General features: G+C 66.4%; 16 protein-coding genes. 10 read left to right on the top strand and 6 right to left on the bottom strand.

Annotation, left to right across the window (positions count from 1 at the left end):
• Positions 1–98 precede the first annotated feature (98 nt).
• Entirely contained in the window at positions 99–2612 is a 2514-nt protein-coding gene (locus MU449_RS10260; protein ID WP_244737994.1) for a penicillin-binding protein 1A, read from the top strand.
• A gap of 73 nt (positions 2613–2685) precedes the next feature.
• Complete coding sequence (gene prfB / locus MU449_RS10255; RefSeq protein WP_244737993.1) at positions 2686–3810, top strand: peptide chain release factor 2; 1125 nt, start codon at positions 2686–2688, stop codon at positions 3808–3810.
• A 496-nt stretch (positions 3811–4306) separates the two neighbouring features.
• Here the strand turns inward: prfB and MU449_RS10250 are convergent, their stop codons facing one another.
• The 3 genes from MU449_RS10250 to MU449_RS10240 form a co-directional block, all read right to left on the bottom strand.
• Positions 4307–4822 carry a bactofilin family protein gene (locus MU449_RS10250; protein ID WP_244737992.1) on the bottom strand — a complete coding sequence of 172 codons (516 nt, stop codon included), beginning with the start codon at positions 4820–4822 and terminating at the stop codon, positions 4307–4309.
• Positions 4812–6134, bottom strand: a complete 1323-nt coding sequence (locus MU449_RS10245; RefSeq protein WP_244737991.1) for a M23 family metallopeptidase — start codon at positions 6132–6134, stop codon at positions 4812–4814. The genes MU449_RS10250 and MU449_RS10245 overlap by 11 nt, the downstream gene beginning before the upstream one ends.
• A 214-nt stretch (positions 6135–6348) precedes the next feature.
• Positions 6349–6792: a peroxiredoxin gene (locus MU449_RS10240; protein WP_244737990.1), complete on the bottom strand. Its 444-nt coding sequence runs from the start codon at positions 6790–6792 to the stop codon at positions 6349–6351.
• A 51-nt stretch (positions 6793–6843) separates the two neighbouring features.
• On the opposite strand from MU449_RS10240, the gene MU449_RS10235 reads away from it, so the two are divergent.
• From MU449_RS10235 to lpdA, 5 genes are read left to right on the top strand one after another with little or no spacing between them, the layout of a single operon-like run.
• A complete protein-coding gene (locus MU449_RS10235; RefSeq protein WP_244737989.1) occupies positions 6844–10119 on the top strand; it encodes a YhdP family protein in 3276 nt (1091 codons plus the stop codon).
• Positions 10116–11171 carry a tRNA preQ1(34) S-adenosylmethionine ribosyltransferase-isomerase QueA gene (gene queA / locus MU449_RS10230; protein WP_244737988.1) on the top strand — a complete coding sequence of 352 codons (1056 nt, stop codon included), beginning with the start codon at positions 10116–10118 and terminating at the stop codon, positions 11169–11171. Before MU449_RS10235 ends, queA begins: the two co-directional genes overlap by 4 nt.
• Positions 11168–12424, top strand: a complete 1257-nt coding sequence (locus MU449_RS10225) for an MFS transporter (RefSeq protein ID WP_244737987.1) — start codon at positions 11168–11170, stop codon at positions 12422–12424. The genes queA and MU449_RS10225 overlap by 4 nt, the downstream gene beginning before the upstream one ends.
• Before the next feature lie 58 nt (positions 12425–12482).
• Positions 12483–13079 carry a DUF924 family protein gene (locus MU449_RS10220; protein ID WP_244739033.1) on the top strand — a complete coding sequence of 199 codons (597 nt, stop codon included), beginning with the start codon at positions 12483–12485 and terminating at the stop codon, positions 13077–13079.
• Between the two features lie 37 nt (positions 13080–13116).
• Positions 13117–14508 (top strand): dihydrolipoyl dehydrogenase, encoded by a 1392-nt coding sequence (gene lpdA / locus MU449_RS10215; protein WP_244737986.1) that lies wholly within the window; start codon positions 13117–13119, stop codon positions 14506–14508.
• 27 nt (positions 14509–14535) lie between these two features.
• Here the strand turns inward: lpdA and MU449_RS10210 are convergent, their stop codons facing one another.
• From MU449_RS10210 to glmU, 3 genes are read right to left on the bottom strand one after another with little or no spacing between them, the layout of a single operon-like run.
• Positions 14536–15072, bottom strand: coding sequence for a DNA alkylation repair protein (locus MU449_RS10210; RefSeq protein ID WP_244737985.1), 537 nt, complete (start codon positions 15070–15072; stop codon positions 14536–14538).
• Positions 15069–16874, bottom strand: a complete 1806-nt coding sequence (gene glmS / locus MU449_RS10205) for a glutamine--fructose-6-phosphate transaminase (isomerizing) (protein WP_244737984.1) — start codon at positions 16872–16874, stop codon at positions 15069–15071. The genes MU449_RS10210 and glmS overlap by 4 nt, the downstream gene beginning before the upstream one ends.
• Before the next feature lie 4 nt (positions 16875–16878).
• Entirely contained in the window at positions 16879–18222 is a 1344-nt protein-coding gene (gene glmU / locus MU449_RS10200) for a bifunctional UDP-N-acetylglucosamine diphosphorylase/glucosamine-1-phosphate N-acetyltransferase GlmU (RefSeq protein ID WP_244737983.1), read from the bottom strand.
• A gap of 95 nt (positions 18223–18317) precedes the next feature.
• On the opposite strand from glmU, the gene MU449_RS10195 reads away from it, so the two are divergent.
• The 3 genes from MU449_RS10195 (at position 18318) to MU449_RS10185 (ending at position 20058) form a co-directional block, all read left to right on the top strand.
• Complete coding sequence (locus tag MU449_RS10195; RefSeq protein WP_244737982.1) at positions 18318–18983, top strand: HAD hydrolase-like protein; 666 nt, start codon at positions 18318–18320, stop codon at positions 18981–18983.
• A 185-nt stretch (positions 18984–19168) separates the two neighbouring features.
• Complete coding sequence (locus MU449_RS10190; protein ID WP_244737981.1) at positions 19169–19534, top strand: NADH-quinone oxidoreductase subunit A; 366 nt, start codon at positions 19169–19171, stop codon at positions 19532–19534.
• A complete protein-coding gene (locus MU449_RS10185) occupies positions 19525–20058 on the top strand; it encodes a NuoB/complex I 20 kDa subunit family protein (RefSeq protein ID WP_244737980.1) in 534 nt (177 codons plus the stop codon). The genes MU449_RS10190 and MU449_RS10185 overlap by 10 nt, the downstream gene beginning before the upstream one ends.
• The last annotated feature ends 14 nt before the right edge of the window (positions 20059–20072 follow it).

Raw genomic sequence — 20072 nt, 5'->3', positions numbered from 1 at the left:
GGGGCCCCCATAAGATCGCGTTACCGCCGCACCTGTCGTTTTGACCTTCGCCCCCACGCGGAGTATATACCGCCCAGCACAGGTGCGGGGGCAGGGTAGTGTTCAGGTTCATCGGCTCCGTTCTCGGGGCCATCTTCACGGCGATCACCCTTGGGATCGTGTTCGGGGCCCTGGTTCTGGGCGCGGTCTTCTGGATGTATTCGCGCGATCTGCCAAGCCATGACAGTCTGGCGCAATACACGCCGCCCACGATCAGCCGCATCTATAACGGCGAAGGGCAGGTGATCGACGAGTTTGCCCATGAACGCCGCATCTTCGTCCCGGTGGAGGAAATCCCCGATCTGGTGAAGAACGCCTTCATCTCGGCCGAGGACAAGAACTTCTATACCCACCAGGGCTATGACCCGCGCGGCATCACGGCGGCCATCGTGGAGGCGGTGCAGACGCGCGGCGCCACCGTGCGCGGCGCATCCACCATCACCCAGCAGGTGGCCAAGAACTTCCTTCTGTCCTCGGACCGCACGGCGGAACGCAAGATCAAGGAAATCATCCTGGCCACACGGCTGAACAGTTCGTTGTCCAAGGACAAGGTTCTGGAACTCTATATGAACGAGATTTTCCTGGGCCAGAACTCCTATGGCGTGGCAGCGGCGGCGCAGACCTATTTCAACAAGAGCCTGAGCGATCTGGACCCGGCCGAGGCCGCGGTTCTTGCGTCGATGCCGCAGGCGCCCAGCCGCTACAACCCCGCCACCAACGGGGAACGCCTGACCCAGCGGCGCGATTACGTCCTGCGCGAAATGCGCCAGAACGGCTATATCGATGATGCGCAGATGGAGGCGTCGCTGGCCGAACCGCTGCGGTCGGTCCAGACGGGCGATTACGAACCCTACCGCGAGGCGCTGCCCCCCCGCAGCTATTTCTCGGACGAGATCCGGCGCCAGTTGTCGCGGGATTTCGGCGAACAGCAGTTCTTCGGCGGCGGCCTTTCGGTCCGCGCCACGGTGGACCCCGAATTGCAGGCCGACGCCGCCGCCGCCCTGCGCGAAGGGTTGGAGAAGCTTGACCGTTCCAAAGGCGTGTGGCGCGGCAGCCGCGTGACCCTGCCCCCCGAGGTGCTGGGATCCGAGGACGACTGGCGTCCCGCCCTGTCCGCCGCCGCCGTTCCGCGCGACATTCCGGGTTGGCACCCGGCGGTGGTGCTGGAGGCCGGGGCGACCGCGACGCTGGGCATCGAGGACGTGGAGGGCACGGGCACCGTTCCCGCCAGCGACGTGACCTGGGCGCGCAAGCTGACGGCCAATGGCAGCCTTGGCCCCCGCGCCGACGAGGCCTCCGATCTGGTGGCGGTGGGCGACGTGGTGCTGGTGCGCGAAAGCGGGGACGCGTGGTCCCTGCGTCAGGTGCCCGAGGTGCAGGGCGGGTTCATGGCGATGGACGTGAATTCGGGCCGCGTTCTGGCGATGCAGGGCGGCTTCTCCTATCAGGACAGCAGCTTCAACCGGGCGACGCAGGCGCAGCGTCAGCCGGGGTCGTCGTTCAAGCCGTTCATCTATGCCGCCGCGCTGGATCGGGGCATGACGCCCGCCACGATCATCGTTGACGCCCCGATCGAGGTGAACACCCCTCAGGGCCTCTGGACGCCGCAGAACGCCTCCGGGCGCTATTACGGGCCGACGCCGATGCGCGTGGGGATCGAACAGTCGCGCAACCTGATGACCGTGCGTCTGGCGCAGGAAATCGGCATGGACACCGTGGCGCAATATGCCGAACGGTTCGGCGTCTATGCCCCCATGCGGCAATTCCTGGCCAACGCGCTGGGCGCGCAGGAAACGACGCTGATGAAGATGGTGTCGGCCTATGCCATGTTCGCCAATGGCGGGCAGCGGGTGGAACCGACGCTGGTGGACCGGGTGCAGGACCGCTTCGGGCGGACGGTCTATCGTCATGATCAGCGCACCTGCACGAACTGCGGATCGGCCACGCTGCCCGGCGGGCAGGCCCCGGAGATTCAGGCCAACAACGACCAGATCATGGACCCGATCACCGCCTATCAGCTCACCTCCATGATGCAGGGCGTGGTGCAGCGCGGATCGGGCAGCGGCGTGCATCTGCCCGTGCCCGTGGCGGGCAAGACGGGGACGACGAACGACGCCAAGGACGTGTGGTTCATCGGCTACACCTCCAACATCGTGGCGGGCTGCTATATCGGGTATGACCAGCCGCGTTCGCTGGGCCGGTCGGCCTTCGGCGGAACCCTGTGCGTGCCGGTGTTCCAGGAGTTCATGGAAAAGGCCGTGGCGCGCTTTGGCGGGACGGATTTCAAGGTGCCGCCGGGCGGATATTTCATGAAGATCGACCGGTTCTCGGGCGCGCGCCTGCCGGACAGCGCATCGGGTCCGAACGTCATCTCGGAATATTTCCGCGATGGAATCGAGCCGCAATTCGGCAACGCGGTAGATGGCGGCTTCGTCATGGGGGAAAACCTGCCCATGTTCGCGCCGGGCGAAACCGAAGACAGTCAGGCGGTCACCACCTCCACCGGCGAACGGCGGGTCATCCCGCGTGAGAATGCGGGCTTTGGCACGCTCAGCTCTGGGGGGCTCTACTGACACTCCCGCCGCCCCCCGCTTGAAGCGCGGGGGGCAAGCGGATAAGACGACCCCACACCTGCCGAGGACACCCATGCGCACTGAAATCCAGAACCACGTCGAGACGATCCGCAAATCGCTGGAGCTTCTGGCGCAGCGCATGGACCGTGAAACCGCCAGTCACCGGCTGGAGGAGTTCAACGCCATGATCGAGGCGGGCGACATCTGGAACGACCCGGCCAAAGCGCAGAAGCTGATGCGCGACCGGCAGGCGCTGATGGACCAGATCTCCACCTTCGACCTGATCGACGCGGGTTTGCGCGACAATGTCGAACTGATCGAGCTGGGCGAGGCCGAGGGCGATCAGGACATCGTGGAGGAGGCCGAGCAGGCCATTCGCGATCTGGTCACCCTGGCCCAGGCGAAAGAGCTTGAGGCGCTGTTGGACGGCGAGGCGGACGGCAACGACACATTTTTGGAGGTCAATGCGGGCGCGGGCGGCACCGAAAGCTGCGACTGGGCGTCGATGCTGGCGCGGATGTATGTCCGCTGGGCCGAAAAGAAGGGCTACAAGGTCGAAACCCAGTCCATGTCCGAGGGCGAGGAGGCGGGGATCAAGTCCGTTTCCTACAAGATTTCCGGGCCGAACGCCTATGGCTGGCTGAAATCGGAATCGGGCGTGCACCGTCTGGTGCGCATCTCCCCCTATGATTCCGCGGCACGGCGGCACACGTCGTTTTCGTCGGTCTGGGTCTATCCGGTGGTGGACGACAATATCGAGATCGACATTCCCGACCGCGACATCCGCATCGACACCTATCGCTCGTCCGGCGCGGGTGGGCAGCACGTCAACACCACCGATTCCGCCGTGCGGATCACCCACATTCCGACGGGCATCGTGGTGACAAGCTCCGAGAAGTCGCAGCACCAGAACCGCGCCAACTGTATGGCCGCGCTGAAGTCGCGCTTGTATCAACAGGAACTGGACCGCCGCAACGCCGCGATCAACGCCCAACACGACGCGAAGGGCGACGCGGGCTGGGGCAACCAGATCCGCTCTTACGTCCTTCAGCCCTACCAGATGGTGAAGGACCTGCGGACCAGCGTGGAGACATCGGACACGCAGGGCGTGCTGGACGGCGATCTGGACAAGTTCATGGCGGCGACGCTGGCGCAGGACGTGGCCGGGAAAAGCCGGGCGGAAGCGAACGCGGAGTGACGCTTAATGGATGCGGGGTCATCCCGCATTGTTGGACCTATCAAATTGCGAATTGCTTCATATAATCTTTTGCCCAAACCGGTATTCTTGGCCACGAATACCCACGATGCGTACTCCAAGATACAGTGCCCGAAATGCGCTCTTGAGCTACAATCCAGTCAATTGTTTTGTCGTGTGGGTAAAGATACACTTGCTCATCTTCTCAGAAGGCAATGTAAATATCTTTGCCCTCGTATTTCTTATCGATAGTCATGCGGGCCTTTTGTTGCACCCTTAAAATATCACTTCCGCCGATGTGAAGTGCAATAAAATCCGCTCCGTGGAAGTCGTCAGATAGACGTATCGAATGATAGCCGTAATCTGCTAAACAAGAGGCGATTTTATGGAAATTAAAATTTTCCCGCTGTCTTGAATTTAATTGGGAATACGAAGTCTTTTTTAAAGGTGTCATAAAAAGTGAGCATGCAATAAAAAAGCGCCCCGTGGGGCGCTTTTGTCAAACTTGGGGTTTGGGGGGCGCGGCCGGGGCAGGGGCCGCCGTCTGCGTTACCTGCGGCTGGGGCGGCGCGATGGCCTTTTTGCCCTGCTGCAGTGGATCGTCCTGACGCTGAACCGAGCCTTCGAAATGCGCGCCCGACTCGATCGCGATGGTCTTGTGGATGATGTCGCCCTCCACCCGCGCGGTGGAGGTGAGGCGAACCTTCAGACCCCGAACGCGGCCGATGACCCGACCGTTGACGACGATATCGTCGGCCACGATCTCGCCCCGGATGGTGGCGGTTTCACCCACGGTCAGCAGGTGGGCGCGGATGTCGCCTTCGACCGTGCCTTCGACCTGAACGTCGCCGGTGGTCTTGATGTTGCCCGTGATCGTCAGATCCGAGGACAGGACCGAAGTGCCCGCCTTGGCGCGCGGGGGGGGCGCATCGCCCTTGGGCGCGTCCGTCCAGGATTTGTTTTCGCCATCGCCCTGTTTCGGGCCGGGCTCGTTCACTCTGCTTTTAGAAAACATCTCTTCCCGCCTTGATGAAGGTCATGGGGTTCACGACCTGACCGCCAACATGCACTTCGTAATGCAGATGGCTGCCGGTGGACCGTCCTGAACTTCCCATAGCACCGATCTGGTCGCCACGCGACACCCTATCGCCGACTTTCACATCAATTCGCGACATGTGGGCATAGCGGGTCATGATGCCGAAATCGTGCCGCACCTCGACCATGCGGCCATATCCGTTGCCCCAACCGGCCTTGACCACGACACCGTCGCCGGTGGTCAGGATGGGGGTGCCGACGGGGGCGGCCATGTCGATGCCCGCATGCATCCGGCGGCCCGCGCCCTTGGGATCGTTGCGATATCCAAAGCCGGAGGAGTAGCGGAAACGGCTGGTGACCGGCATCGCCATCGGCACGCGCATGGCGGCGATGCGATACATGTTCATCCGCTCCAACCCGTCCAGAATGGCGTTGGCGCGCGTTTCCTCGGCCGAGACGGCGCCGCTCATGGTGGAGAGGCTGACCGGCGTCAGGGGGCCGCCCTGGCCGGAGTAGCCGCGCCGCACCTGCCGCAGCAGGTCGTCGGTGTTGAGGCCCGCGGCGCGGAACATGCGGTCCAGCGGCTCCATCGACATCTCCACCGCGTCTTCCAACTGGGTGAAGATCGCGTTGTTGCGCGCCTCCAGCGCCGCTTTCTCGTCCGCGGTGTCGGTGCTTTGGGCCAGCGCGGTCTGCGCGGCCTGGGCCATGTCGTCGCGTTCGCGCGCGGTGCTGTCCAGCGCGGCGGTGATCATCTTCAGCGTGTCGGTCGCCTCCACCCCGTCCTCGGGGGTGCGGTCGTTCATCGCGGCGGTCACGCGGGTGATTTCGGTCCGGGCGGAATCGCGTTCCTCCAGCGTCTTGCGCAGGGTGTCCTGCACCGCGCCGAGGCCGCTTTCCAGTTCGCGCCGTTCGTCTTCGGACGCAAGCAGGCGCGATTGCATCGACGACACTTCGGCCAGGGCGGTGGCGAAGCGGGCCTGGGCGTTCGCCGCCTCCTGCGCGCGGGCGTCACGGTCGTCGGACAATTCGTTCAGGCGCTGTTCATACATCGCCTGCTGGCGGGCGGTGGCGCCCTTGCCGGATTCGGTCGATACGCCGTCCATGAACACGATGGCCGAAGCCACCATGGCCCATCCCGTCAGCGTCACCCCCCCGGCCAGTGCGGCCAGTTGGGTCAGGGGGCGGATGCGCACGAAGCGCGTGGCCGTGTCGGACTTCAGATACAGCCGCTGTTCGGGAAGCCAGCGTTCCAGTGTCGAATGAAGCCGGTAGGTGGTGCGTTTCAGCAAAGGATCGGTTTCCGTTGTTGTTGCCCAGACAAGACGCCCGCGTGACCCACGACCGCAATGCGAATATCGGAAGATTTCCTGACTCGCATTCCCTGTCCCGCCGTATGGATACGGCAGCGGGGCGGGAAAGGGCAACCAATTTGGAAATCGGGTTCCGCACTGCGGCGGAACCTTGCGCATTTCGGCGGATTTTCGCCACATTGCCTGTGGGTAACTACAGTTCGCGGGCGGCGTCCAGCACGGTCTCGGCATGGCCGGGCACCTTCACCTTGCGCCATTCCTGCGCGATCCGCCCTTCGGAGTCGATCAGGAAGGTGGCGCGTTCGATGCCCATGCTTTTCTTGCCATACATGTTCTTTTCGACCCACACGCCATACGCCTCCGCCACCCCCGCCACGTCCGAGGCCAGCGTGATCCCCAGCCCGTATTTGCCGCAGAACTTGTTGTGCGAGGCCAGATCGTCCTTGGAAATGCCGATCACCCGGACGCCCGCCGCCTCGAACTCGGGCGACAGGCGGTGGAAGTCCTGCGCCTCCAGCGTGCAGCCGGGCGTGTCGTCGCGGGGATAGAAATACAGAACCACCGGCTGCTTCAGGGCCGAAAGCGTAACCTCGCCATCGGTGGTGGGCAGGGTGAAATCGGGCGCGGTGCGGGTCATGATCGGTCCTTGTCCTATGTTGCCATTGCGGCGGGAAACAGGCATCGCCTGATGAAGCAGGATAGAGGAACGGGTGTGGCGGGCAAGCGGGCGGCAGGACGGCTGATGCGGGGGGCGGGGGCCATGTGCCTCGTGGCGCTGACGCTCGTCGTGCTGGCGATCGGCGCGCTGGCCGTGTCGGGCCGCGCCGTGCCCCTGCCGCGCGCGGTGCTGGACGTGGCGCAGCACCGGATCGACGCGGGGCTGCGGCAGGCGGGCACCACGGGCGTGGCGGTCCGTCTGGGCGGCGTGTCGCTGGCCGTGGAACGCAGTTTGCGCCCGCGCGTGGTGCTGCGCGACATCCGCGTGTCCGATGCGACCCAGCGCCCCATCCTGCACCTGCCCGAGGCGCGGCTGGTCTTCACCCACCCGACCCTGCTGACCCCCGTGCCGCGCCCCTATGCCGTCGTGCTGGACGGCGCCCGCATCGCGGTGCGGCGCGATGCGGATGGCCGCTTCGATCTGGCGTTGGGCGTTCAGGCCGAAGGCGCCATGACCACCGATTACGCCGGCGCGCTGGAGGAGGTGCGGCGTTTTCTGACCGCGCCCGTCATCTCGGACCTGCACGAGATTTCCATTTCCCGCGTGACGGTTCGGATCGACGACGAGCGGGCGGACCGCATCTGGGAACTGCGGGACGGCAGCCTGACGCTGCTGCGCGACGACGACATCCTTTCGGCGGATCTGTCGGCGGGGGTGGCGGGCACCACCGAAGGCCGGCTGGGGCTGAGCATCGCCGCCGATCTGGAGAACGGTCAGACCACGCTTCGCGCGGATGTGCGCGATGTGGCCACGACCGACGTGGCGGCGCAGGCGGCCCCCTTGGCCGTGCTTGCGGTGCTGCGGGCCCCGGCGGCGGGCACGGTGCGCGCCTCGCTGGACCGGACGGGGGCACTGGCGGCGTTCGATGCGCGTCTGGAGCTGGGACGCGGCGCCCTGCTGCCGCGCGACGACATGCGCCCCATTCCGTTCGACAGCGCGGGCCTGACGATCGGCTACGACCCCACGGATCAGCGTCTGGATTTGGCCGATCTGTCGGTGCAGGGCCCCACCCTGCGCACCAAGGCCGTGGGGCAGATGTTTCTGCGCGATCTGGAGCGGGGGCGGCCGCAGACGCTTCTGGCGCAGATCCGCCTGCGCGATGTGGCGGTGGACCCGCAGGGCCTGTTCACCGAACCCGTCCGCTTTTCCGAAGGGCAGCTGGACGCCCGGCTGCGGCTTGATCCGTTCACGCTGGACATCGGGCAGGTCGCGTTGATGGAGGGGGAGCGGACGTTGCGCGGGCGGGGCCAGGTGCGCGCGGATCCCGACGGCTGGTGGCTGTCCTTTGATCCGACGCTGAACGCCATCCGCCGCGACCAGCTTCTGGCGCTGTGGCCCGTGACGCTGGTGCCGCGCACGCGCGACTGGCTGGACCAGAACGTGCTGGAGGGCAATCTGCGCGACGTGCGCGCCGCTGTCCGCATCGCCCCGGGGCAGGAGACGCGGGTGGCCTTGGGCTATTCCTTTGCCGGGGGCGATGTGCGCTTCCTGCGCACCCTGCCGCCGATCGAGGGGGGGGAGGGGTATTCCGCCATCCAGAACGACCGGTATTCCATGGTGCTGGAACGCGGCCATGTAACCCCGCCCGAAGGGGGGCGGGTGGCGGCGGATCGGTCCACCCTTGTCGTGCCGGACCTGCGCGAACGCCCCATCCGGGCGCAGATCGACCTTGTGACCCGGTCCAGCGTGACGGCGGCGCTGTCGCTTCTGGATCAGCCGCCCTTCCGCTTTTTAAGCCGCGCGAACCGCAGCGTCGATCTGGGCACGGGGCAGGCGGCGGTGCGCACGCGGCTGACGTTGCCCATCGTCGATGGCCTGACCCCCGATGCCGTCGATTTCGACGTGCAGGGGCGGATCACGGATTTCGCATCCTCGACCTTGGTGCCGGGCAAGGAATTGCTGTCCGACGCCCTGACGCTGGCGGCAACGCCGCAGGCCCTGACCGTGGCCGGGGACGGCACCTTGGCGGGGGTCCCGTTCACCGCCACCTATCGCCTGCCGCTGGCCGCCCCCGGCACGACCCAGACGGTGGTGGGCCAGGCGACGCTGTCGCCTCGGGCCGCGCGCACCTTCGGCATCGACCTGCCCGACGGGCTGATCACCGGGCAGGGGCAGGGGCGGTTTCAGGTGGCGCTCGACCCCGGCCAGCCGCCGCACCTGACCCTGACCTCGGACCTGCGCGGGATCGGGGCGGCGGTTCCGGCGGTGGGGTGGTCGAAGCCCGCGGCGGCGGCGGGGCGGCTGGAGGTGGACGCCGTCCTGTCGGAACCGACCGAGGTGCGCCGTCTGGCCGTCGAGGGCGGCGGGCTGGCCGCCGAGGGGCGGGTGGACCTGACCCCCGCAGGCGGGCTGGACGCGGTCCGGTTTTCGCGCCTGCGTCTGAACGGCTGGCTGGATGCGCCGGTGACGCTGACCGCGCGGGGCGCGGGGCAGACCCCGGCGGTGGCGGTGGGGGCGGGCATGGTGGACCTGCGCCGCCTGTCCCTGGGACCCGGCGGGGGCGACGGCGCGGGCGATACGCCGGTCACGGCCCGACTGGACGAGGTGCGGGTGAGCGACGCGCTGGCGCTGACCGACATGCGCGGCGATTTCCGCACGGCGGGCGGGTTCCAAGGCGATTTCGCAGGCCGGATCAATGGCGGGACCGAGGCGACGGGCCGCCTGACCCCGTCCGAGCACGGCACGGCGATCCGCCTTTACGCCCGCGATGCGGGGGGCGCGCTGCGGTCGGCGGGGATCTTCGACAAGGCGACCGGCGGCCCGATGGAAGTGATCCTGACCCCCCGCGCGGCGTCGGGCGAATATGACGGCGTGGCCCGCGCCAACGCCCTGCGTATCCACGACCTTCCGGTTCTGGCGCAGGCGGTGAACGCCGTCTCGGTCGTGGGCGCGGCGCAGGCGGCCGAAGGGGGCGGCATCCTGTTCGACGGGGCCGAGGCGCGGTTCCGCTTCACCCCCGGCGCGGTGGAGGTCACGCAAGGCGTTGCGGTCGGGGCGTCGCTGGGTGTAACGGCGGCGGGAGTGTATCGGATGGCGGACAAGCGATTCTTCATGCAGGGCGTCGTATCCCCCATCTATTTCCTGAACGGGGCGCTGGCGCCGCGCGGCGAAGGGCTGTTCGGCGTCACCTATCGCCTGCGCGGGACGGCGGACGCGCCGAAGTTTTCCGCCAATCCGCTGGCGCTTCTGGCCCCCGGCCCGCTGCGCGATCTTCTTCAATCCCCCCCGCCGAGGTTGGCCGAATGAAACTGTCCGATTTCGATTTCCACCTGCCCGACGATCTGATCGCGACCCGGCCCGCGCGGCCCCGCACCTCGGCCCGGCTGCTGCTGGCCGAAGGGGAGGCGATCCACGACCGGCATGTGCGCGATCTGGTGGACATCTTCCGGCCCGGCGACCGGCTGGTCCTGAACAACACGCGGGTCATTCCCGCCCGCCTGACCGGCACCCGCACCCGCATGACGGGGCAGGGGGAGGCCACCGCCAAGATCGAGGTGACGCTGCTGGAACCCGCCGCGACCGGCTGGCGGGCGCTGGCCAAACCGCTGCGGAAACTGGCGGAGGGGGAGGTGATCCGTTTTTCGGACGCGCTGTCGGCCCGCGTGGTGGAAAAGTCGGAGACCGAACTGCGGTTGGTCTTCGATGCCGAAGGCGACGCCTTCGATGCGGCGCTGGCGCAGGTGGGGGCGATGCCGCTGCCCCCCTATATCGCCGCCAAACGCGCCCCTGATGCGCAGGATCGCGACGATTACCAGACGGTGTTTGCCCGCCATTCCGGCGCGGTTGCGGCCCCCACCGCCAGCCTGCATTTCGACGATGCCCTTCTGGCCGCCCTGCGCGCCAAGGGTGTCACCTTCACCGAAGTCACGCTGCATGTGGGCGCGGGCACCTTCCTGCCGGTCAAGGTGGAGGATGTGACCACCCACAAGATGCACGCCGAATGGGGCGAGGTGACCGAGGACGCCGCCGCCGAGATCTCGGCCACCCGCGCCGCCGGGGGCCGGATCATCCCCGTGGGCACCACCGCCCTGCGCCTGATCGAAAGCGCCGCCGCCTCGGGGCAGGTGCGGGCGTGGCGGGGCACGACGGACATCTTCATCTATCCCGGATACCGTTTCCGCGTGACGGACGCGCTGATGACCAACTTCCACCTGCCAAAATCGACCCTGCTGATGCTGGTCTCGGCCCTGATGGGCGAGGCGCGCATCCGCGCCATCTACGATCACGCCGTCACGCAGGGTTACCGTTTCTTCTCCTATGGCGATTCGTCGCTGCTTATTCCTTCGGGTGATTCATGACCGCCGTATTCTTTTCCACCTGGCCGCTTCTTGTCGGCGTGCTGCTCTTGATGGTCGGCAACGGGATGCAAAGCTCGCTTCTTGGGATTCGCGGCGGGATCGAGGACTTCACGACGCTGCAGATATCGCTTGTGATGTCGTCCTATTTCGCGGGCTTCCTGTTCGGGTCGAAAATGGTGCCGGACATGATCCAGCGCGTGGGCCATGTGCGGGTGTTCGCCGCGCTGGGCTCCATCATCTCGGCGGTGCTGGTCTGTTATCCGGTGATGCCGGACTGGCTGATCTGGGCGCTGATGCGGGTGGCGATCGGGTTCAGCTTCTCGGGCGTCTATATCACCGCCGAAAGCTGGCTGAACAACACCGCCACGAACGAGACGCGCGGGCAGGCGCTGTCGATTTACATGATCGTGCAGATGCTGGGGATCGTGACGTCGCAGATCCTTTTGAACGTGGGCGATCCGGCGGGGTTCGCGATCTTCGTGCTGCCCTCGGTCCTCGTGTCCATCGCCTTCATCCCGATCCTGCTGACGGTGACGCAGGCCCCCACGTTCGAGACGACGGAGCGGCTGTCCTTCGCTCGCCTTTATGAAGTGTCGCCCTTGGGCGTGGTGGGCATGTTCCTTGCGGGCGGGATCTTCGCCTGCATGTTCGGCATGGCCGCCGTCTGGGGCACGGTGGTCGGGCTGTCGGTCGCGCAGATCTCAGCCTTCATCGCCGCGATGTATGTGGGGGGGCTGGTGTTCCAGTATCCCATCGGCTGGATGTCGGACCGGATGGACCGCCGCGCGCTGATCGGGATCGTCGCGGCGGTGGGCGCGGTGGCGATGTTCATCACCACCTTCCTGCCCATCGCCATGTGGGTGCTGATCCCGGCGGCGATCGTCATCGGCGGCGTGGCCAACCCGATGTATTCGCTGCTGATCGCGCACACCAACGACCACCTGACCAAAGAGCAGATGGCGGGGGCCAGCGCGGGCCTGCTGCTGTCGAACGGGTTGGGGGCGATGGCGGGGCCGCCGATCATCGGCTGGATGATGGACCGGATCGGGCAACAGGGGTTCTTCGTGTTCATCTGCGCCCTGATGGTGATGATCGCGGCCTATGCCGCCTATCGCACGACGCAGCGCACCGCGCCCAAGCCCGAGGATACGGGGGCCTTCGTCGTCATGGCGCCGACCGCCGCCGCCGTCGCCGTGGGTCAGTTGATGGAGGAAGCGGGTCAGGATACCGCGGCCGAGGTGGAGCAACTCTGAGATCGCCCTAGTGTTGTCAGACCCCCGCCGCTCTGTCACGGTGGGGGGACGGAGGTATCTGATGGACGATCCACAAAGCGTGCTCGATTTCTGGTTGGGCGAATGTTCCCCCGAGGACTGGTATTCCGCCGATCCCGAACTGGACGAGGAGATCCGCGAAAGTTTCGGCGATCTGTGGGAGGCGGCGCTGCAGGGCGGTCTGGACCACTGGATCGACGGCCCGGCGGGAACGCTGGCCTTCCTGATCGTCTGCGACCAGTTTTCGCGCAACATCTGGCGCGGCAAGGCGCGCGCCTTCGCCACCGATCCGCAGGCCCGCGCCGCCGCACGCCGCGCCCTGGAACATGGCTGGGACATGCTGGCCCCCGAGCCGGAGCGGCAGTTTTTCTATCTGCCGTTCGAACATTCCGAATATCCCGAGGATCAGGCGCTGGCCGTTCACCTCTTCCGGGAACGGATGCCGGAAGGGGCGGAGAACTATCTTCACGCCCGCGCGCATGAGGCGATCATCAAGCAGTTCGGGCGATTCCCGTTCCGCAACGCCGCCCTGGGCCGCGCGAATACCCCCGAAGAAGAGGCGTTCATGTCCGAAGGGGCCTATGCCGGCTTCGTCGAACGTTTCCGGGCGGAGGGTCCGTTGCGTGTGGTCCGGTGATAGTTTAATACTGAACTAGTTTTCAGTGGAGGGCTCGATGGCCGACAACTTCGACATGATCGTGATTGGCGCCGGACCCGGCGGCTATGTGGCGGCCATCCGTGGCGCGCAGCTTGGCTTGAAGGTCGCGATCGTGGAACGCGAGAATCTGGGCGGCATCTGCCTGAACTGGGGCTGCATCCCGACCAAGGCGCTTTTGCGCTCGGCCGAAGTGTTCCACCTGATGCACCGTGCCAAGGAATTCGGGCTGAAGGCCGAAGGTATCAGCTATGATCTCGACGCGGTGGTCAAACGCTCGCGCGGGGTGGCAAAGCAGCTGTCCTCGGGCATCGGCCACCTGATGAAGAAGAACAAGATCACCGTGGTCATTGGCGAGGCGACGATCCCCGCCAAGGGCAAGGTGTCCGTCAAGGGCGAGAAGGGGACGCAGGACCTGACCGCCAAGGCCATCGTGCTGGCCACCGGGGCGCGGGCCCGCACCCTGCCGGGGCTGGAGGCCGATGGCGATCTGGTCTGGACCTATCGCCACGCGCTGCAACCCAAGCGGATGCCGAAGAAGCTGCTGGTCATCGGGTCGGGCGCGATCGGCATCGAATTCGCGTCCTTCTTCAACACTTTGGGCGCCGACACCACCGTGGTCGAGGTCATGGATCGCGTCCTGCCGGTGGAGGATGCCGAGATTGCGGGCTTCGCCAAGAAGGCGTTCGAGAAGCAGGGGATGAAGATCCTTGAAAAGACGTCCGTGAAGAAACTGGACAAGGCGGGCGGCAAGGTCACTGCCCATCTGGAATCCGGCGGCAAGGTCACGACGCAGGAGTTCGACACGGTGATTTCCGCCGTGGGCATCGTCGGCAATGTCGAAGGGCTGGGGCTGGAAGAGCTGGGCGTCAAGATCGACCGGACGCATGTGGTGGTGGACGAATACTGCCGCACGGGCGTGGACGGTGTCTATGCCATTGGCGACATTGCCGGTGCGCCGTGGCTGGCGCACAAGGCCAGCCATGAAGGCGTGATGGTGGCCGAGATGATCGCGGGCCAGAAGGGCCATCCGATCAAGCCCGGGACGATTGCGGGTTGCACCTATTGCTACCCCCAGATCGCGTCGGTCGGCATGACCGAGGCGAAGGCCAAGGAAGCAGGCTTCGACGTGAAAGTCGGGCGTTTCCCCTTCATCGGCAACGGCAAGGCGATCGCCCTGGGCGAGGCCGAGGGCCTGATCAAGACCGTGTTCGACGCCAAGACCGGCGAGCTTCTGGGTGCCCACATGGTCGGGGCCGAGGTGACGGAACTGATCCAGGGCTATGTCATCGGCCGCACGCTGGAGACGACCGAGGAAGACCTGATGCAGACCGTCTTCCCGCACCCGACGCTGAGCGAGATGATGCACGAATCGGTGCTGAGCGCCTATGGCAAGGCGCTGCATATCTGAGGATGGAAGGCCGGGGAAACCCGGCCTTTATTTATGGCGGTTATAGACGGTGCGCCATTCGGCCACCGCACCGCGCACCATCCGATCCTCGTCATTCATCATGCGGGGCAGGTGGGCATAGATGCGGGTGCGGGCTTCGGCCTGCGCTTCGGAGGGGTGGTCCAGCTTGGCCAGCGCCAGCGTGGCGATCAGCCCCGCTCGACGGATCAGGGGGGAGGCGTCCTCCAGCCAGTCCGCCACGACGGGAAGGCGCGACAGGTCGGCCATCACTCGTTTCTCGGCGCTTTTGGCGACCAGATCGGCCTGTTTCTGATCGGCGGCCTGGGCCACCCAGGCCTGAAGCAGCCCCCACGCCCGGTCGTCGGGGCGCAGGCGGGCCTGAAACAGAAGGCGGGCGGCAGCGATGCGGGCGGGCTCCTCGCCGCTGTCCCACAGATCGGCGGCAAGGGCCACGCGATCCTCCACCGTCAGGGTGTCGCGCCATTCGGCCACCTGCGCGTCGATGGCGGCCTGCGGGCGGTCGGCGGCGTCGATGGCCGTGTGAAGTGTGTCGAGAGCGGTCATTCCACGGTCACCGATTTTGCGAGGTTGCGGGGTTGGTCCACATCGGTGCCTTTGGCAACGGCGGTGTGATAGGCCAGAAGCTGGGCCGGAACGGCATAGACGAGCGGCGCGAGAACGTCGGGCACGTCGGGCATACGCACCGTGCGCCAGCAGCCCGCCCCCGCCTCGGCCAGCCCCTGCGCGTCCGAAATCAGAAGGACGCGCCCGTGGCGGGCCATGACCTCCTGCATGTTCGACACGGTCTTGTCGAACAGGGCGTCGCGGGGGGCAAGGACCACCACCGGCACATGGCTGTCGATCAGGGCAATGGGGCCGTGCTTCAATTCGCCCGAAGGGTAGCCTTCGGCGTGGATGTAGCTGAGTTCCTTCAGCTTCAACGCGCCTTCCAGCGCCAAGGGATAGATGGGTCCGCGGCCAAGGAACAGGATGTCCTGCGCTTCGGCCAGATCGTCGGACAGGGCGGCGATGGGGTCCGCCACGGTCATCGCCTGATTCATCAGGCCGGGCAGGGTGCGAACCTCGGCCAGTCGGGCGGTCAGGGTCGCGTCGTCGATCACGCGCCGGTCATGCGCGGCCTTCAGCGCCATCAGGAGCAGCACCAGAAGCTGGCAGGAGAAGGCCTTGGTGGACGCCACGCCCACCTCCACCCCCGCAAGGATCGGCAGCGCCACATCCACCTCCCGCGCCATGGAGGAGGTAGCGACGTTGACCACCGCCACCGTCTTGCCCACCCGACCCGTGGCGTGGCGCAAGGCGGCGAGGGTGTCCGCCGTCTCTCCCGACTGGCTGACGAAGACGGCCCATTGGCGGTCGGTCAGCACCGGATCGCGATAGCGGAATTCGGAGGCGATATCGATGTCCACCGGCAGGCGGGCGATCTGTTCGAACCAGTATTTCGCGACGTGGCAGGCGTAATGCGCGGTGCCGCAGGCGACCAGCGTCAGGCGATCCACCGCGCGGAAATCCAGCGGCATGTTCAGGTCGGACGGGACGTAATGGGCCAGCGCATCGGCCAGAACGGCGGGCTGCTGGGCGATTTCCTTGGCCATGAAATGCCGAAACCCGCCCTTGTCGATCTGGGTCGCGCCCACGTCGATACGGGCCATGGCGCGGGGGACGCGGGTGCCCTCGGCATCCAGGATCTCCACCCCCGCGCGGGTCAGGATCACGCGGTCGCCTTCGTCCAGATAGGTGATGCGGTTGGTGAAGGGGGCGAGAGCGATGGCGTCCGAGCCGAGGAACATCTCCCCCTCGCCATGACCCACGGCCAGGGGGGAGCCTTTGCGCGCGCCGATCATCAGGTCCTCTTCCCCGTCGAACAGGAAAGCCAGCGCGAACGCCCCTTCCAGCCGGTCGATCACCGACAGGGCCGCGTCGCGGGGGGCTGCGCCACGGTCCATCTCCCGCGCGACCAGAAGGGCCACGACCTCGGTATCGGTCTGGCCTTCGGGGGCATAGCCGTCGGCCTCCAGCTCTTCGCGCAGGGGGCGGAAATTCTCGACGATGCCGTTATGGACCACCGCCACCTTGCCCGCGCGATGGGGGTGGGCGTTGGTTTCGGTGGCCGCGCCATGGGTGGCCCAGCGGGTGTGGCCGATGCCGGATTTCCCCGCCAGCGGGTCATGCACCAGCCGATCGGAGAGGTTCACGAGCTTGCCGACCGCCCGCCGGCGATCCAGCACGCCCGCGTTCACGGTGGCGATGCCCGCCGAATCATAGCCGCGATATTCCAGACGGCGCAGCGCCTCCACCAATTGCGGGGCGACCTCGTGCTTTCCGAGGATTCCGATGATGCCGCACATGGGGTCAGCCCTTCTTTTTCTTGGACAGGAACAGGTCCATCAACTTCACCGCCAGACCGGGTTTGGTGACCTGCCGCGCGCGCCCGATGGCCAGCGCCTCGGCCGGGACATCCTCGGTGATGACGCTGCCCGATCCGGTCATGGCGTCGCGCCCCACAGTCACGGGGGCGACCAGCATCGTGTTCGACCCGATGAAGACGCGCGGGCCGATGGTCGTCTTGTGCTTGTTCACGCCGTCATAATTGCAGGTGATGGTGCCCGCGCCGATATTGGTCCTCTCGCCCACATGCGCATCGCCCAGATAGGTGAGATGGCCGACCTTCACGCCCTCGTCCAGAATGGCGTTCTTGATCTCGACGAAGTTGCCGACATGCACATCCTCGGCCAGTTCCGCGCCGGGGCGCAGGCGGGCGAAGGGCCCGACCGTGGCAAGGCGAGAGATGTGGCACCCTTCCAGATGGCAGAAGGGGCGAATCTCCGCCTCGCTTTCCACGGTGACGCCGGGGCCGAAGACCACGTTCGGGCCGATGACGGTATCGCGGCCCACCACGGTATCCAGCGCAAAGAACACGGTGTCGGGCGCGGTGAGGGTGACGCCGTTCTCCTGCGCCTCGGCCCGGGCGCGGGTCTGGAAGGCGGCCTCGGCGGCGGCGAGTTCCTGACGGGTGTTGATGCCCAGCGTCTCGGCCTCGTCGCAGATCACGACACCGGCGGTCAGACCACGGGCGCGCGCGATCTCCACGATGTCGGTCAGGTAGTATTCTCCTGCCGCGTTGGCGGTGCCGATCCGGGCCACAAGGTCCATCAGCGTGCCCGCATCGGCGCAGACGACGCCGGAATTGCACAGCGTGACGGCGCGCTGGTCCTCGGTGGCGTCCTTGTATTCGACAATCTTCTCCAGCGCCTCGCCCTCGGCGATCAGGCGGCCATAGCGGCCCGCGCCGTGGTGGTGAAAGCCCAGGACCACGACCGCGTGGCGGGCACGGGCGGCGCGCATCGCCTCCAGCGTCTCGGGGCGGATCAGGGGCGTGTCGCCGTAAAGAACCACGGCGTCGCCCGTCTGCCCCGCCAGAAGGGGGGCCGCCTGCGCCACCGCATGGCCGGTGCCCAGCTGCTCGGTCTGGCGCACGGTCTCCACCTCCGGGTCGAAGGCGCGGGCGGCGGCGTCCACCGCGTCGGCGCCGTGGCCCGTGACGACGATGGTGCGATCGGGATCCAGCGCGCGCCCGGCCTGCATCGCATGATGCAGAAGGGGGGCCGCGCCGATGCGGTGCAGAACCTTGGGCAGGTCCGAGTTCATGCGCGAGCCCATGCCCGCCGCAAGGATGATGAGCGAAACCCCGGCCATATGTCCCTCTGGTCTTTGTCTGCCGCTGGTTTTACCCCTTGGGCGGGGCACCGCAAGGGGCGGGGCGGTCACACTGTCTTACCGGAGGTTTCAAGATGCGTTGCGTGGTATTCGATCTGGACGGGACGCTGGCCGACACCTCCGCCGATCTGGTGGCGTCGGCCAACCACTGCTTTCGCGCATTGGGGCATGGCGACCGCCTGCATCCGGTGGAGGATGCGGCGACGGCGGTGCGTGGCGCGCGGGCCATGCTGAAGCTGGGGTTCGAGCGGGTGGGGACGGCCTTCACCGATGCCGATATCGACCGGCAATTCCCGATCCTGCTGGAGGCCTATGGCCAGGCGATCGCGGTGCACACGACCCTTTATCCCGGCGCGGTGGCGGCCGTCGAGGGGCTGCGCCGCGCCGGAGTTGCGACGGCGGTCTGCACCAACAAGCCCGAGGGTCTGGCCCATACGCTGCTTGCGCATCTGGGGGTGACGGACCTGTTCGACGCGATGATCGGGGCCGACACGCTGCCCACCCGCAAACCCGACGCGGCCCCCTACCTCGAGGCGGTCCGGCGCGCGGGGGGCGAGGTGGGGCGGTCGTTCCTGGTCGGGGATACCGAGACGGACCTGAAGACCGGGGCGGCGGCCGGGGTGCCCGTGGCGCTGGTGACCTTCGGCCCGGCGGGCGGGGCGGTGGCGGCGCTGAAGCCCGACGCGCTCCTGCACCGCTATGCCGATCTGGAGGCCGTGATGGACCGGCTTGTCCGATGATTTCGGTATGCCGTCGAATGCGCGGGTATCCCAAAGAATATTTTTTGATCATCGGGTGCGCTTTCCCTTATTTTACTGACGTGGCCATTCCCCGTGCTCGGTTGACCCCTGTGCCTTCCAAGGATACATGAAGCGCAGCAACTTTTCGCGCACTCTGAGGTGGGTGCTGGCTGAAGGAGCCACTCGTGGACGAACTTCTCCGAGAGTACTTCCCGCTCATCGTTTTCCTTGGGATCACCGTGGCCTTGGGGCTGGTTCTGCTTCTGGCGGCGGCCCTCATCGCGGTGCGCAATCCCGACCCGGAAAAGGTGTCGGCCTATGAATGCGGGTTCAACGCGTTCGACGACGCGCGGATGAAGTTCGACGTGCGCTTCTATCTCGTCTCCATCCTGTTCATCATCTTCGACCTTGAGGTGGCGTTCCTGTTCCCGTGGGCCGTGGCCTTCGGCGACATCTCCATGGCGGCGTTCTGGTCGATGATGGTATTCCTTGGGGTGTTGACGGTCGGATTCATCTACGAATGGAAGAAGGGGGCGTTGGAATGGGCCTGAGCACATCCGTGAACCGCGCGGGCGGCGACCCCGAGGTCGCGACGCAAGCCCTGAACCGGGAGTTGCAGGACAAGGGGTTCCTCCTCAGTTCCACCGAGGATGTGATCAACTGGGCGCGCACCGGCAGCTTGCACTGGATGACGTTCGGGCTGGCCTGCTGCGCGGTGGAGATGATCCAGACCTCCATGCCGCGCTATGACATCGAACGGTTCGGAACGGCGCCCCGCGCCTCGCCGCGCCAGTCGGACCTGATGATCGTGGCCGGCACGCTGACCAACAAGATGGCCCCCGCGCTGCGCAAGGTCTATGACCAGATGCCCGAACCGCGCTATGTCATCTCCATGGGCTCCTGCGCCAACGGGGGCGGGTATTACCACTACAGCTATTCCGTGGTGCGGGGCTGTGATCGGGTGATTCCGGTGGATATCTATGTTCCCGGCTGCCCCCCCACGGCGGAGGCGCTGCTGTATGGCATCCTGCAGCTTCAACGCAAGATCCGCCGCACCGGCACGCTGACGCGCTAAGGAAAGGGACGCCA

This window comes from Falsirhodobacter halotolerans (assembly GCF_022899245.1).
GTDB classification, from domain to species: Bacteria; Pseudomonadota; Alphaproteobacteria; order Rhodobacterales; family Rhodobacteraceae; genus Falsirhodobacter; species Falsirhodobacter halotolerans.
This window is presented reverse-complemented; position numbering and strand designations above follow the sequence as displayed.

Excerpts from the sequence above, each read along its gene's own strand:
- MU449_RS10210 (WP_244737985.1), bottom strand. The coding sequence starts at position 15,072 with ATGACCGCTCTCGACACACTTCACACGGCCATCGACGCCGCCGACCGC.
- MU449_RS10235 (WP_244737989.1), top strand. The coding sequence starts at position 6,844 with ATGAAGCAGGATAGAGGAACGGGTGTGGCGGGCAAGCGGGCGGCAGGA.
- MU449_RS10225 (WP_244737987.1), top strand. The coding sequence starts at position 11,168 with ATGACCGCCGTATTCTTTTCCACCTGGCCGCTTCTTGTCGGCGTGCTG.
- queA (WP_244737988.1), top strand. The coding sequence starts at position 10,116 with ATGAAACTGTCCGATTTCGATTTCCACCTGCCCGACGATCTGATCGCG.
- prfB (WP_244737993.1), top strand. The coding sequence starts at position 2,686 with ATGCGCACTGAAATCCAGAACCACGTCGAGACGATCCGCAAATCGCTG.
- lpdA (WP_244737986.1), top strand. The coding sequence starts at position 13,117 with ATGGCCGACAACTTCGACATGATCGTGATTGGCGCCGGACCCGGCGGC.
- glmS (WP_244737984.1), bottom strand. The coding sequence starts at position 16,874 with ATGTGCGGCATCATCGGAATCCTCGGAAAGCACGAGGTCGCCCCGCAA.
- glmU (WP_244737983.1), bottom strand. The coding sequence starts at position 18,222 with ATGGCCGGGGTTTCGCTCATCATCCTTGCGGCGGGCATGGGCTCGCGC.
- MU449_RS10185 (WP_244737980.1), top strand. The coding sequence starts at position 19,525 with ATGGGCCTGAGCACATCCGTGAACCGCGCGGGCGGCGACCCCGAGGTC.
- MU449_RS10195 (WP_244737982.1), top strand. The coding sequence starts at position 18,318 with ATGCGTTGCGTGGTATTCGATCTGGACGGGACGCTGGCCGACACCTCC.
- MU449_RS10250 (WP_244737992.1), bottom strand. The coding sequence starts at position 4,822 with ATGTTTTCTAAAAGCAGAGTGAACGAGCCCGGCCCGAAACAGGGCGAT.
- MU449_RS10240 (WP_244737990.1), bottom strand. The coding sequence starts at position 6,792 with ATGACCCGCACCGCGCCCGATTTCACCCTGCCCACCACCGATGGCGAG.